Source organism: Nocardioides sp. BGA-UO-ETr-FS32 (assembly GCF_059567905.1).
In genome coordinates this window covers 641,712-655,487 of record NZ_JCAQOX010000014.1, presented here as the reverse complement: position 1 = coordinate 655,487, position 13,776 = coordinate 641,712, and the positions used below count along the sequence as shown (strand labels likewise).

The window sequence follows — 13,776 nt, the reverse complement described above, 5'->3', positions numbered from 1 at the left end:
CCCTCCAGGTGGCGGACTCCCCGCTCGGGCGGGGACTCTGCCACTGGGAGGGGGACTCTGCCACTGGGAGGGGGACTCAGCCCCGGGCAGGCCCGAGGTGCAGCCAGGCCGCGGCGTACGGCGGGAGCCGAACGGCGCCGTCGTGCAGCTCGGGCGCGCTGCCGGTGAGCGCGTCGACGAGGGCGTCGTCGTGCAGGCCGAGCCAGTGCAGGACATCGGCGGCGACCCACGCCTCGCGCCCGGTGACGTTGTACGCCCCCAGGAGCGGGCCGTCGGGGTGGCGCCGCACGACGAGGAGCACACCGCCGTCGCGGGGGTCCCAGACCTCGGTCGGGCTGGCCGCGTGCAGGTGCGGCAGGGCCCGGCGTACGTCGAGGAGGTGGCGCAGGCCCGCGGTGATGCCGTGCGGATCCGACCCGACCGCGTCCCACGGCATCCTCGGCCGGTGCACCCAGCGGTTGTCGGCGGCGTGGGCAGGGTCGTCGGCCCAGCCGGCATCGTTGAGCAGGCCGAGCTCGTCGCCCATCCAGATCACGGGCAGGCCGCCGAAGCCGAGGATGATCGCGTGGGCGAGCAGGATGCGTGCGACGGCGTCCGGGTCGCCGGCCTGGAGCCCCGCCAGCGAGGCCAGTGAGCCGGAGATCCGGCGGTCGCCGGTCTGCTCGTTCTGCTGGAAGACCAGTCCGCGCGCCCACGAGCCCGGGAACGCACCGGAGTACCAGTCGGACAGGAACCGCCGGTGGGCGAAGGGGTCGAGGCCCACGGCCCGGGCGTCCTCGTCGGCGATCGCCCACCCGATGTCGTCGTGGCAGCGGGCATAGGTGATCCAGGCCGTGGTGGACGGGGGCTGCGGCAGCTGCTGGAGCGCGTGGGTCGCCAGCCGCGCGTCACCGGAGGCGAGCATCGACCAGATCTGCACCATCAGCCCGTTGTGGTAGGCGAGGTCGCTCACCCGGCCGGCGTGCTCCCCCACCCCGAGGTAGGCCGGCAGGTCCGCCGGACCGACGATCGCCTCGGCCTTGAAGAGCACGGCGGGAGCGGCGATGCGCGCGACCGTGCGCAGGGCACGGGTGAGGTCGTGCACCTCGGGCTGGTTCTGGCAGCTGGTGCCGAGGCGCTTCCAGATGAAGGCGATGGCGTCGAGCCGGAACACCTCCACGCCCAGGTTGGCCAGCGACAGGATGATGTCGGCGAACTCGCACAGGACCGTGGGGTTCGACCAGGCGAGGTCCCACTGGTAGTCGTTGAAGGTCGTCCAGACCCAGCCCGCGAGGTCGTCGTCCCAGGTGAAGTTGCCGGGCGCGAAGTCGGGGAACACCTCTGGCAGCGAGGCCTCGTAGGCGTCCGGCACCTCGCGGTCGGGGTGGACGTGGAAGTAGGCCCGCTTGTCGGGGTCGCCCGCCCGGGCTGCGGCAGCCCACTCGTGCTCGCGCGCGACGTGGTTGAGCACCAGGTCGAGGCACAGGCTGATCCCGTCGGCGCGCAGCGTCGTCGTCAGCTCGCGGAGGTCGTCGAGCGTGCCGAGGTCGGGGCGCACGGAGCGGTAGTCCATCACCGCGTAGCCGCCGTCGTTGGGCGCCGGGCGCGGCGTCAGCAGCGGCATCAGGTGCAGGTAGCCGACCCCGAGGTCACGCAGGTACGGCGCCCGCTCGCCGACGCCGCGCAGCGTCCCGGCGAACCGGTCGGCGTACGCCGCGTAGCCCACCATCGACGGCCGCTGGAACCAGTCCGGCTCGCCCAGCCGCCGCGCGTCGAGCTCGCGCAGGTCGTCGGGACGCGCGTCGTGCGCGGCCCGGGCGATCCCGACGAGCGTACGTGCGACCGCGGGCGCTGCCTCGGGTCCGTAGACCCGCCCCAGGGTGTCGAGGAGGTCTGGCTCGTGCGCGGCGAGGCGGTCCTCGAAGCCGGTGTCGGTCCTGGTCACGGCCCCAGTATGGCGAAACCGACGGGCCCTGCGACCTACGCTGGGTGCTCGTGAGCCACGACCCGACGCCGACCCCGATCCCACGCCCGCGCGACCACTTCACCCCGCGCCGCGGCTGGATGAACGACCCCAACGGTCTGGTCGTGCACGACGGCGAGCACCACCTGTTCTTCCAACACTGGCCCGAGGGCATCGTGCACGGACCGATGTCCTGGGGCCACGCGGTGAGCGAGGACCTGCTCGACTGGACCGAGCTGCCGATCGCCCTCGCAGCCACCGACACCGAGCACGTCTGGTCGGGCAGCGTCGTGCACGACGCCGACGACACCTCGGGCCTCGGCCGCGACGGCGCCGGGCCGCTCGTGGCGTTGTGGACGTCCTTCGACCCCGTCAGCGGGCTCCAGCGGCAGTCGCTCTCGTGGAGCCTCGACCGCGGGCGCACGTGGACCCCGTACGACGCCAACCCGGTCCTCGACGTCGGCTCGACCGCGTTCCGCGACCCGAAGGTCTTCCGCCACGACGACGCGTGGTGGATGGTGCTGGTGCTGGCGGACGACCGGACCGTCGAGCTCTACCGCTCCGCCGACCTGATCGGGTGGGAGCACGTCTCGTCGTTCGGTCCGGAGGGGGCGGTCGAGGGCCTGTGGGAGTGCCCTGACCTGGTCCGGGTGCCCGTCGAGGGATCGCCCGGCGAGACCGCCTGGCTGCTGCTCGTCAGCGTCGTCGACGGAGCGCCGGCCGGCGGCTCGGGCATGCAGTACTTCGTCGGCGAGCTCACCGACGCGGGCTTCGTGACGAGCCAGCCCGCGCGGTGGCTCGACCACGGCGCGGACTTCTACGCAGGCGTCTCCTACGCCGGCGCCCCCGGGCCGGAGCCGGTCGTGCAGGCCTGGATGAGCAACTGGCAGTACGCCGTCGCCGTGCCTGCCACCGACCACCGGGGCGCGATGAGCTTGGCCCGGCGGCTGTCGCTGCGCCGACGCGACGGCGAGCTGGTGGTGGCGCAGCGACCCGTCGTACGCCCGGCGCCTGCGGCGTACGAGCTGCGGGACCACTCGCTGGCCGGCGAGCTGGTGCTGCCGGTCGACGCAGGCACCTGCCGGGTGGTCCTCGAGGTCGAACCGGGAGACGCCCGTCGCGTCGGCCTGCACGTGCGGGTCGGGGGCGAGGAGCGGACGACCGTGTGGGTCGAGCCGGCGACCGGGACCGTCGGCCTGGACCGTCGTACGTCTGGCGAGACCGACTTCCACCCCGGGTTCGCAGCCGAGCACACGGCCCCGCTGGTGGCCGGCGACGGCCCGCTGCGGCTCGAGGTCGTCGTCGACGTGTCCTCGGTCGAGGTGTTCGCCGGCGACGGCGAGGTCGTGCTCACCGACCAGGTGTTCCCCGACCCGGCCAGCACCGGCCTGGTCCTCTACGCCGAGGACGGCGAGGCGCACATCAGGCACCTCGCCGTCCTCGTCTGAGTCCCGATCGCGTCGGGCGCGCGTCACTCGGAGAGGCGCTCCCCCGACTCGGTGTCGAACACGTGGACGTGCTCCGGGTCGGTCGTGACGTAGAGCATCTCGCCCTTCTGCGGGTGGTGCCGGCCGCCGCTGACGCGCACGATCACGTTGGACGGCGTGCCCTCCACGTCGCTGGTGCCGTAGACGTAGCTGTCGGCGCCGAGCTCCTCGACCACGGTCACCTTGACCGGGAGGCCGCCGTCCTCCGCCGTCACGAGCCGCCAGTTCTCGGGGCGCACACCGACGGTGACCTTGCCCGACATCTTGCGCTCGGCGGTCGGGTCGACAGGCACCTGGTAGCCGCCGATCTTGACGCCGCCGTCGGCGGCCACACCCTCCATCAGGTTCATCTGCGGCGAGCCGATGAAGCCGGCGACGAACAGGTTGGCGGGCTTGTCGTAGAGCTTGAGCGGGGTGTCGACCTGCTGGAGCACGCCGAGCTTCATCACCGCGACGCGGTCGCCCATCGTCATCGCCTCGACCTGGTCGTGGGTGACGTAGACGGTGGTGACGCCGAGGTCCTGCTGGAGTCGAGCGATGTCGGTGCGGGTCGCCACGCGCATCTTGGCGTCGAGGTTGGACAGCGGCTCGTCCATGCAGAAGACCTGCGGGTTGCGGACGATCGCGCGACCCATGGCGACGCGCTGGCGCTGACCACCGGACAGCGCCTTGGGCTTGCGCTCGAGGAACTCGGTGAGCTGGAGGATCTCCGCCGCCTTCTTGACGCGCTCCTTGCGCTCGGCCGCGGGCACCTTGGCCATCTTGAGCGAGAACGCCATGTTCTCCTCGACCGACATGTGCGGGTAGAGCGCGTAGTTCTGGAAGACCATCGCGATGTCGCGGTCCTTGGGCGGGATGTTGGTGACGTCACGGTCACCGATGTAGATCTTCCCGTCGTTGACCTCCTCGAGGCCCGCGAGCATGCGCAGGGTGGTGGACTTGCCGCAGCCCGAGGGCCCGACGAGCACCATGAACTCGCCGTCCTTGATCTCGAGGCTGATCCCCGGAACTGCTGGTTCGTCGGCGCCGGGATACCACCGCTGCGCCTTGTCGAACGTCACTGATGCCATTGTCTGCTCCTTCACCGGCAGGTACGTGCCGGACGATCCGTAGTGAAGTGACCGGGGTCACAGACCCCGAGGTCACAGTAGGGCCCGGCCCATAGCGGGGCAATGGCGCGGCCGCGCCGTCTCACGCCGTGCCGTCGCGAGCGGTGCGCACCGAGCCTCCGTGGCGCACCACCATCGGCACCGAGTCGGTGCCTCCATGGTCGTCGGGGTCGAGCAGGCGGCGTACGGCGAGCGCGCCGAGCTCGGTGAAGGGCAGCTCGACCGACGTGAGCACCGGACGCAGCCACCCCGCGAGCGCCGAGCCGTCGAAGGACACGACGCTGACGTCGCCAGGCACGCGCAAGCCCGCCTCGGCGAGGGCCTGGTAGACGCCCATGGCGACCCGGTCGTTCATGCAGACCAGTCCCTCGGCGCGCCCGCCCCGCGCCAGCCAGCGACTGGTGGCGGCGAAGCCCTCGGTGACCGCCCAGTCGCAGGCGACCACGCCCGCGAGCTCGAGGCCCGCCTCGGCGAGCCCCGCCCGGATCCCTGCCATCCGTCGCGGCCCGGCGGTGGCCTCGGGCGTCGGGTCCTCCCCCACGACCCAGACCTCCGAGACGCCCGCGGCGACCAGCGTGGCCGCGGCCGTACGCCCCCCGCCCTCGTCGTCCGGCAGCACCGAGGCGCACCGCTCGGCGGGGTCCTCGCAGTTGAGCAGCACCGACCGGACCCCTCGCAACGCGTCGGGCAGGTGGATCGTGCGCGCGGTGCGGGTGGCGTACACGACCCCGTCCACGTCGCGCTCGCGCATCTCCTCCAGCAGCAGCCGCTCGAGCTCGGTGTCACCGCCGCTCTCACCCATCACGACCAGGTGGTCGAGCTCGCGGGCGGCGAGGCTCGCGCCGGTCAGCATGCTGCTGCCGTACTGCTCCCCCGCGATCTGGTCCGAGACCAGCCCGATGGTGGCCGTGCGCCGGGTGCGCAGGCTGCGCGCGCTGCGGTTGGGCCGGTAGCCGAGCCGCGCCGCGGCGGCACGCACCCGCTGGTCCGTCTCGGGCGCGATCCGCATCTGCGCGGCCCGGCCGTTGAGGATGTACGAGGCGGTGGTGGCGGACACCCCGGCCTCGGCCGCGACGTCGGCGAGCATCACGCGTCGGGTCTTCACTGCGTCCCTCTTTCGTCGTGGCGCGCCCCCGCGGCGCGCGGCAGAGCCTGCCGCAGTCGATCGGGGCCCGTGACCAGTTCGTGTCCTTGCTGTTGCTTGACACCCGGACCGCGGGCCGATGATGATGCGGCTGATTCGATTCAGCAGTGGTGTACGTCACACTACGACAATCAGGACGCGCGGGACAGGTCCCGCCATCCGAGGAGGCACCCTCATGCGACTGACTTCGACCCGGCGCCGCACGGCCTTCGCCGCGACAGCGGCCGCCCTGGCTCTGACCACGACCGGCTGCCTCGGCAGCGACGACGGCGGAGGAGGTGGCGGCAGCGCCGGCGGTGACGACGGCGTCGTCGACATCCTCGCCACGACCGACCCCCTCGTCTTCGATGGCCTGAAGGCGAAGATCGAGGAGGAGGCCGAGGCCGCCGGGATCGAGGTCAACATCGAACGCGTCGACAACATCAACCAGCTGATCCTGACCCGCATCCAGGCCAACGACCCGCCGGACATCGCTGTCATCCCCCAGCCCGGCGTGATCAAGCAGATCGTCGACCGCGGCAAGGCCGTCGAGCTGACCGACGACATCGTCCCGGCCGACGCGCTCTCCGACATGACCCCCGGCACGCTGGAGGCCGGCCAGATCGACGGCACCCAGTACGGCCTGATGATCAGCATGAACGTCAAGAGCCTGGTGTTCTACAACAAGCAGGCGTGGGACGAGGCCGGCTTCAAGGCTCCCGAGAGCCTCGACGAGCTCGCCGAGCTGACCGACCAGATGAAGGCCGACGGCGAGACGCCGTGGTGCTTCGGCATCGAGTCGGGCCCGGCCACCGGCTGGCCGGTGACCGACTGGTTCGAGGACCTGATCATGCGCTTCGGCGGTCCCGAGGAGTACAACCAGTGGGTCACCAACGAGGTGAAGTTCGACTCCGAGGTGGTCCGTCAGGCGGCCGACTACATGGAGCAGACCGTCCTCGCCGACGACAGCGTCCCCGGTGGGCGCGGCTCCATCGCGAGCGTGGCCTTCGGTGACGCCGAGGACACCATGTGGGAGGAGCAGCCCGGCTGCTGGATGTTCAAGCAGGGCAACTTCGTCGTCTCCAAGGACTTCATGCCCGAGGACGTCGTCGACAACGTCGACGAGCGAGTGGGCGTCTTCGGGTTCCCGCCGGCCGAGGCCGGCACCGACGCCCCGGTGCTGGGTGGTGGCGACCTCGCCACGCTGCTGCTCGACAACGAGGACTCGCGCGCCATGATGCAGATCCTGGCCGACGTCGAGCTCGGCACCGAGGCGGCCCCGAACAGCTCGTTCATCTCCCCCCACACCGGATTCGACACCTCGCTCTACCCGAGCGACCTGACGCGGCAGATCGCCGACGTGGCCTACCAGTCCGACCAGTTCCTCTTCGACGGCTCGGACCTGATGCCCGGCGAGGTCGGGGCCGGCAGCTTCTGGAAGGAGATGACGGCGTGGATCTCTGACCAGCAGGACCTCGACACCACGCTGACCAACATCGACGACAGCTGGCCCGCCAGCTGATCGCCCCCCGTACGGGGCGGGAACGGTCGGCGCACCCGCCCGGTCGCCCCCGCCCCGTACGGACCAGCAGTTCCCCGGACGTTCTCCCGATCCAGGAGCAGGACACATGCTGTTGAAGATCCTCAACGCCCTGATCACCGTCGGTGTGGGTGTCGGCGCCGCCGTCATCCTCTACTGGTTGCTCAACAAGCTGGCCGAGGTGCTGCCCGGGCGGTGGGAGCACCGGATCAAGCCGTACTTCTACATCCTCCCCGCCTACGCAGCCCTCATCTTCTACCTCGTCTACCCCGCCGTGCAGACGATCGTCTACAGCTTCGCCAACGCGCAGAGCACCGCGTGGGTCGGACTGGACAACTACACGAGGCTGCTGCAGAGCAACAGCTTCCAGGACACCCTCTTCAACACGCTGCTCTGGATGGCCGTCGTCCCGGCGATGACCGTGGTGCTGGGACTGGCGATGGCAGTGCTCGCCGACCGGCTCAACCCCACGTGGGAGAACACCTCCAAGACGATCATCTTCCTGCCGATGGCCATCAGCTTCGTCGGCGCCGGCACGGTGTGGGGCCTGATCTACAACTACCGCCCCGAGGGTCGCGAGCAGATCGGTCTGCAGAACGCCATCGTCACCGCGCTCGGCTTCGACCCGGTGGCGTGGCTGCAGGTCAGCGACTTCCGCCTCAACAGCTTCTTCCTGATGATGATGCTGCTGTGGGCCCAGACCGGCTTCTCGATGGTGCTGCTCTCCGCTGCGGTCAAGGGCGTCCCTGAGGACACGCTCGAGGCGGCGCGCATCGACGGCGCCAACGAGCGGGCCATCTTCTTCCGGGTGGTCGTCCCGCAGATCTGGGGCTCGGTCATCACGGTCTACGTCACCACGCTGATCGGCGTGATGAAGATCTTCGACATCGTCTACGTGATGACCAACGGCGGTGCCAACACCAACGTCATCGGCAACGAGTTCTTCAACCAGCTCTTCACCAACTTCAACAACGGCGCAGCAGCAGCCATCGTCGTCCTGCTGATGCTCGCGACCATCCCGATCATGGTGTACCAGGTGCGCAACTTCCGTCGTGAGGAGTCAATGGCATGACCTCGACACAGACCACGATGGGGGCGGCCACGCCCACCACGAAGACGCGCAGGCGCCAGCCGTCCCGCGAGGGACAGCCGCAGAAGGCCGGCTGGTTCGCCCGGATCGTGGTGTTCATCCTGTGCTTCCTCTGGATCGTGCCCGTCATCGGGCTCTTCCTGACCTCGTTCAGGCCGCGCGACGACGCCAACTCGTCGGGCTGGTGGACGCTGTTCTGGACGCCGTCGGCCTGGAGCCGGATGTCCTTCGACAACTACGAGACCGCCATCGACCAGGGCGGCCTCGGCCAGGCGTTCGTCAACAGCCTGGCGATCACGCTGCCGGCGACCTTCATCCCGATCCTGGTCGCGGCGTTCGCGGCGTACGCCTTCGCGTTCATGGAGTTCCCCGGCCGCAACTTCCTGTTCCTGGCGGTCGTGAGCCTGCTGGTGGTGCCCAACTACATCGCCTTCGTGCCGATCCTCCGGATCTACGGCGACCTGCAGATCGCCGGCACCTTCCCGGCCGTCTGGCTGGCGCACATCGGCTTCGGGATGTCGCTGGCGATCTACATCCTCCGCAACTACATGGCGACCCTGCCCCGGAGCGTGATCGAGTCGGCGAAGATCGACGGAGCCAGCCACTTCCAGACATTCTTCAGGCTGGTGCTGCCGATGTCGCTCCCGGCCCTGGCGGCGTTCGCGATCTTCCAGTTCCTGTGGGTCTGGAACGACCTGCTGGTCGCGCTGATCTTCATCGGCCCGGGCGACAACGCGCCCATCACCGTCGCGCTGCGCAACAACCTGATGGGGCAGGCCGGCTCGGGCCAGCACCTGATCACCGCCGGCGGATTCCTGTCGATGGTCCTGCCGATCGCCGTGTTCCTGCTGATGCAGCGCTTCTTCGTCCGCGGCCTGACGGCAGGCGCGGTCAAGGGCTGACGCACCCGGTGGGTGGCGCGGGACGTCCCGGGCCACCCACCGGCTGAACCACGCCATGACCCCTTCGATCGGAAGGACCCTCGTGACCGAGGCTCCCGACCGCGAGCCGTGGTGGCGGACGGCGGTCATCTACGAGATCTACCCGCGCAGCTTCACCGATGCCGACGGAGACGGCGAGGGCGACATCGCAGGCATCACGGCCCGACTCCCCTACCTCGCGGACCTCGGCGTCGACGCCGTGTGGGTCGCGCCCTGGTATCCCTCCCCGATGGCCGACGGCGGCTACGACGTCAGCGACTACTGCGACATCGACCCGCGGTTCGGCACGCTCGAGGACGCCGACGTGATGATCGCCGAGGCCCACCGACTCGGCCTGCGGGTCGTCGTCGACCTCGTCGCCAACCACACCTCGTCCGAGCACGCGTGGTTCCGCGCCGCCCTGGCCGCCGCGCCCGGGTCGCCCGAGCGGGCCCGCTACCACTTCCGCGACGGCAGCGGACCCGACGGGACCGACCCGCCCAACAACTGGATCAGCGCCTTCGGCGGATCGGCCTGGTCGCCGGTCGAGGACGGCCGCACCCCGCAGCAGTGGTACCTCCACCTGTTCGCGCCCGAGCAGCCCGACCTCGACTGGGAGGACGGCGGCGTGCGCGACGCCTTCGACGACGTGCTGAGGTTCTGGCTCGACCGCGGGGTCGACGGCTTCCGGCTCGACGCGGCACCGGCGATGGCCAAGGTGCCGGGCTACCCCGACGCCGACTACCCCGACCCCACCCGGTTCGACACCGGGCGCTGGGAGGGCAACCCGCACTGGGACGTCGACACGGTGCACGACATCTTCCGCCGCTGGCGGCGCGTGGTCGACGCGCACCCCGGCGAGCAGGTGCTGGTGGCCGAGGCCGTGGTCAACGGTCCCGAGCGGCTCGCGCGCTACCTCGGACCGGACGAGATCCACACGGCGTTCAACTTCGACTGGGTGCACGCGCCGTGGGACGCCACGCACCTGTGCGCCGTCGTCGACCGTACGCTCACCGCGCTCCAGCCGATCGGCGCACCATCCACGTGGGCGATGTCGAGCCACGACGAGACGCGGCACCTCACCCGGTTCGGCGCGGGCGACCTCGACCTGGGCCGGCGCCGCGCCCGAGCAGCCGTGCTCCTCACCCTCGCGCTGCCGGGAGGCGCCTACCTCTACCAGGGCGAGGAGCTCGGGCTCGAGGAGGTCGAGGAGATCCCCGATGCGCTGAGGCAGGACCCCGTCTTCGTCCGGTCGGGCGGCCGGCACCGCGGTCGCGACGGCTGCCGCGTGCCGCTGCCCTGGAGCGGCGAGCGTCCGCCCTTCGGGTTCTCCCCTCCCGGCGTGGAGCCCTGGCTGCCGCAGCCGGCGCACTGGGCCGGCCTGACCGTCGAGGCGCAGGAGGGTGACGACGCCTCGATGCTCCGGCTCTACCGCAGCGCGCTGCGGCTGCGGAGGGAGATCGACGACCTGCGCGACCCCGGCCTGCACTGGCTTCCCGCGCCCGAGGGCGTCCTGCACTTCCGCCGGGGGGAGCGCTTCGAGTGCCTCGCCAACCTCGGCGCCTCGCCCGTACGCCTGCCCGACGGGGTCGTCCTCTCCAGCCGCGTCGGCGGCGGGCAGGTCGTCGAGCCCGACACCACCGTCTGGGTCGTGCACCCATGAGCGACCCCGTGCCCGACAGGAGCGGCACCTCGATGCTCTACCCCCCACCCGGGCCCGCCGGCGAGCCTCGGCTCACCGTCGAGCTCGACCTGCAGCCCGACGCAGGTGGCGAGATGCTGCCCCGGATCCTGTGGGCCGGCGTCGCCGCGCCCGACGAGGGCGGGTCGAGCGGCTACCCGTCCACCTTCCGCGGCCCTGGGGTCCCGTTGCTCGGCGAGCACGCCCACGAGCTCTTCACCCGCCCCCACCTGCGCGGGCACCGTACGGGCGCTCCGGGCTCCGACGCGGCGTGGTCCACGCGCTTCGTCCTCGGGACCGTCGAGGCGACCGACGAGCGACTGGTCGTCACGGCCGCCGACGACGCTGCCGGGCTCGCCCTCACCACCGAGCTCGAGACGCTGCCGGGCGGGCTCCTGCGCGGGCGGCACACCGTACGCAGCACGGGTCCGGGCAGCTACGTGCTGACGGGGCTGGAGATGGTTCTCCCGGCACCCGACGACCTGGTCGAGCTGCTCGACTTCACCGGGCGCCACGAGGGCGAGCGCACCCCGCAGCGGCACGAGGTGACCGACGGGCTGTGGTTGCGCGAGGGCCGCGAGGGCCGGCCCGGACTCGGCGGTGCGACCGTGGCCGTGCTCGGCTCGCGCGGGTTCGGCACCCGCACCGGCACGGTGCTCGGGGTCCACGTCGCGTGGAGCGGCAACAGCTGCTTCCGGGTCGAGCGCTCACCCGACCTCGGCACCACCCTCGGTGGCGGCGAGCTTCTCCAGCCGGGCGAGGTGGTGCTGGCGCAGGGCGAGGCGTACACCGCCCCCTGGGTCGTCTTCGGCGCCTCCGACGAGGGCCTCGACGGACTGGCGGGAGCCTTCCACGCCTACGAGCGCTCCCTGCCCGCACACCCGGCCCACCAGCCGGTGGTGCTCAACGTGTGGGAGGCCGTGTGGTTCGACCACGACCTGTCGCGCCTGCACGAGATCGCCGACCGGGCCGCACGGGTCGGCGTCGAGCGGTTCGTGCTCGACGACGGCTGGTTCCACGGCCGCCGTGACGACACCGCCGGGCTCGGCGACTGGTGGGTCGACCCCGACGTCTGGCCGGAGGGGCTGACGCCGATCGCCGACCACGTGCGCGGTCTCGGGATGCAGTTCGGGCTGTGGTTCGAGCCCGAGATGGTCAACCCCGACTCCGAGCTCTACCGCGCGCACCCCGACTGGATCCTCTCGACGGGGTCGCGGGTGCCGCAGCTGCACCGCCACCAGCTCGTGCTCGACCTGTCGCGTGAGGAGGTGTGGCAGCACGTGCACGACCGGGTGCACGCGGTGCTGTCGTCGGCGCCGGTCGACTACGTCAAGTGGGACCACAACCGTGAGCTCCTCGAGGCCGGCTCGGGCCCGCGCGGTGGCGCGTCGGCCGTGCGGGCGCAGACCATCGCCTTCTACCGGCTGCTCGACTCGCTGCGCGACCTGCACCCCGGCATCGACTGGGAGTCGTGCGCCTCCGGCGGCGGGCGGATCGACCTCGGCGTCCTCGAGCGCACCCAACGGGTGTGGACCTCCGACATGACCGACGCCCTGGCGCGCCAGCACATCCAGCGCTGGACGACCCAGCTGGTGGCCCCGGAGTACCTCGGTGCGCACGTCAGCGCGCCCGTCGCCCACCAGTCCGGGCGTCGCTTCACCCTCGACTTCCGTGCCGCGACCGCGCTCTTCGGCGCCTTCGGGATCGAGTGGGACCTCAGCACCGCGACCGAGGACGAGCTCGACGCCCTCGCCGGCTGGGTCGCGCTCCACAAGCGCTTCCGACCGCTGCTGCACTCCGGTCGTGTGGTGCGCCCGGAGTCGGCGGACCCGGCCGTGCTGCTCCACGGGGTGGTGGCCGCCGACGGCGGCGAGGCACTCCTCGCGCACGTCCAGCTCGACGAGTCGGCGAGCAACCGGGGCACGGTGGTGCGCGTGCCCGGCCTCGTCACCGACGCGGCGTACGACCTGGCCTGGGCCGGTCCCGTCGACCACCGCGAGGTCAGCCGGTCCGTCGCCCTGCCGGAGACCGGCCCGACCGACGGCGTCGCGGTGCGGGGCGCGGTGCTGGGCACGCGCGGCTATTGGATCCCGCGGCGACGTCCGGAGACCGTGACCCTGGTGTACCTGCGGCGGACGACGACTCAGTAGGTGCCGAGGTACTTCTTCGGCGTGCCGGGGGCCGGCTGGCGCTGCACGGTGACCGAGCCCATCAGCGCCACCCCGCGGATGCGTACGACGGGCGAGCCCGGGCCGATGTCGGCGGCGACCTTGTCCCTGGCCTGGCTGTACTCGCCCATGATCGGGGTGCCGTCCATGACGACGTGCATGTCGGCCGGGACGATCACCTTGACCTCGCCCATGACCGCGCTGGCGTTGATCAGCGTCTCGTGCGCCGAGAGCTGCGCCTGCCGCAGGTCGATCAGCACCCCGCCCATCATCGCGAACGCGCTGTGGTGCGCGGGCACCGACCACACGCCCTGGCGCTTGCACTCGCTCATGATCGCGACGGACGAGTTGTGGCCGACCGCGGGCACCGACGAGGGCGTACGGCGCACAGGTACCGCGGCCGGGTGCGGCACCGGGCCGGTCGCCTGGAGGTCCAGGGTGATCGGCACGAGCTCGCCGTAGGTCTTGGCCTGGAAGGTCAGCTCGAGCCGCTCCTCGAGCTCGTCGAGGTCGATGCGCCCGTCTCCTGCCGCGTCGCGGAGCACGTCGGCGACGCGCTGCCGGTCGGCGTCGGAGATGCGCATCTGCGACGGGTCGTGCGGGCGGTCCTCGATCTCCCCCATGGGGGCCAGCCTAGCGATCTGGTCCGCCCCTCGACCATGACGAGCGTCAGGGCCCCACAGGCCCGGCGGCGGCGTACGTCCGCGGTCGCCGCC

10 protein-coding genes are annotated in these 13,776 nt (G+C 71.5%); 6 read left to right on the top strand and 4 right to left on the bottom strand.

Annotated elements, in window-relative coordinates; translation table 11 throughout:
- Positions 1–76: 76 nt before the first annotated feature.
- Positions 77–1,708 carry an alpha-amylase family protein gene (locus AC57BS_RS12920; RefSeq protein WP_496411982.1) on the bottom strand — a complete coding sequence of 544 codons (1,632 nt, stop codon included), beginning with the start codon at positions 1,706–1,708 and terminating at the stop codon, positions 77–79.
- A gap of 266 nt (positions 1,709–1,974) precedes the next feature.
- On the opposite strand from AC57BS_RS12920, the gene AC57BS_RS12915 reads away from it, so the two are divergent.
- Positions 1,975–3,390, top strand: coding sequence for a glycoside hydrolase family 32 protein (locus AC57BS_RS12915; protein WP_496411850.1), 1,416 nt, complete (start codon positions 1,975–1,977; stop codon positions 3,388–3,390).
- Between the two features lie 23 nt (positions 3,391–3,413).
- Here AC57BS_RS12915 and AC57BS_RS12910 read toward each other — a convergent pair whose 3' ends face one another.
- Together AC57BS_RS12910 and AC57BS_RS12905 are read right to left on the bottom strand one after the other, a co-directional pair.
- Positions 3,414–4,499: an ABC transporter ATP-binding protein gene (locus AC57BS_RS12910; RefSeq protein WP_496411849.1), complete on the bottom strand. Its 1,086-nt coding sequence runs from the start codon at positions 4,497–4,499 to the stop codon at positions 3,414–3,416.
- Positions 4,500–4,620: 121 nt separating this feature from the next.
- Positions 4,621–5,643 (bottom strand): LacI family DNA-binding transcriptional regulator, encoded by a 1,023-nt coding sequence (locus AC57BS_RS12905; protein ID WP_496411848.1) that lies wholly within the window; start codon positions 5,641–5,643, stop codon positions 4,621–4,623.
- A gap of 214 nt (positions 5,644–5,857) precedes the next feature.
- On the opposite strand from AC57BS_RS12905, the gene AC57BS_RS12900 reads away from it, so the two are divergent.
- From AC57BS_RS12900 to AC57BS_RS12880, 5 genes are all read left to right on the top strand, one after another.
- Positions 5,858–7,183: an ABC transporter substrate-binding protein gene (locus tag AC57BS_RS12900; RefSeq protein WP_496411847.1), complete on the top strand. Its 1,326-nt coding sequence runs from the start codon at positions 5,858–5,860 to the stop codon at positions 7,181–7,183.
- A gap of 106 nt (positions 7,184–7,289) precedes the next feature.
- Positions 7,290–8,273 carry a carbohydrate ABC transporter permease gene (locus AC57BS_RS12895; RefSeq protein ID WP_496411846.1) on the top strand — a complete coding sequence of 328 codons (984 nt, stop codon included), beginning with the start codon at positions 7,290–7,292 and terminating at the stop codon, positions 8,271–8,273.
- On the top strand, positions 8,270–9,193 hold the full coding sequence (locus AC57BS_RS12890; RefSeq protein ID WP_496411845.1) for a carbohydrate ABC transporter permease: 924 nt from the start codon (positions 8,270–8,272) through the stop codon (positions 9,191–9,193). Before AC57BS_RS12895 ends, AC57BS_RS12890 begins: the two co-directional genes overlap by 4 nt.
- 82 nt (positions 9,194–9,275) lie before the next feature.
- Positions 9,276–10,874 carry a glycoside hydrolase family 13 protein gene (locus AC57BS_RS12885; RefSeq protein ID WP_496411844.1) on the top strand — a complete coding sequence of 533 codons (1,599 nt, stop codon included), beginning with the start codon at positions 9,276–9,278 and terminating at the stop codon, positions 10,872–10,874.
- Positions 10,871–13,042 carry an alpha-galactosidase gene (locus AC57BS_RS12880; protein WP_496411843.1) on the top strand — a complete coding sequence of 724 codons (2,172 nt, stop codon included), beginning with the start codon at positions 10,871–10,873 and terminating at the stop codon, positions 13,040–13,042. Before AC57BS_RS12885 ends, AC57BS_RS12880 begins: the two co-directional genes overlap by 4 nt.
- Here AC57BS_RS12880 and AC57BS_RS12875 read toward each other — a convergent pair.
- The gene (locus tag AC57BS_RS12875; protein WP_496411842.1) at positions 13,036–13,683 is read right to left on the bottom strand and encodes a DUF1707 SHOCT-like domain-containing protein; all 648 of its coding nucleotides are present in this window, start codon (positions 13,681–13,683) and stop codon (positions 13,036–13,038) included. The two genes, AC57BS_RS12880 and AC57BS_RS12875, sit on opposite strands and share 7 nt — an antisense overlap.
- Between the last annotated feature and the right edge of the window lie 93 nt (positions 13,684–13,776).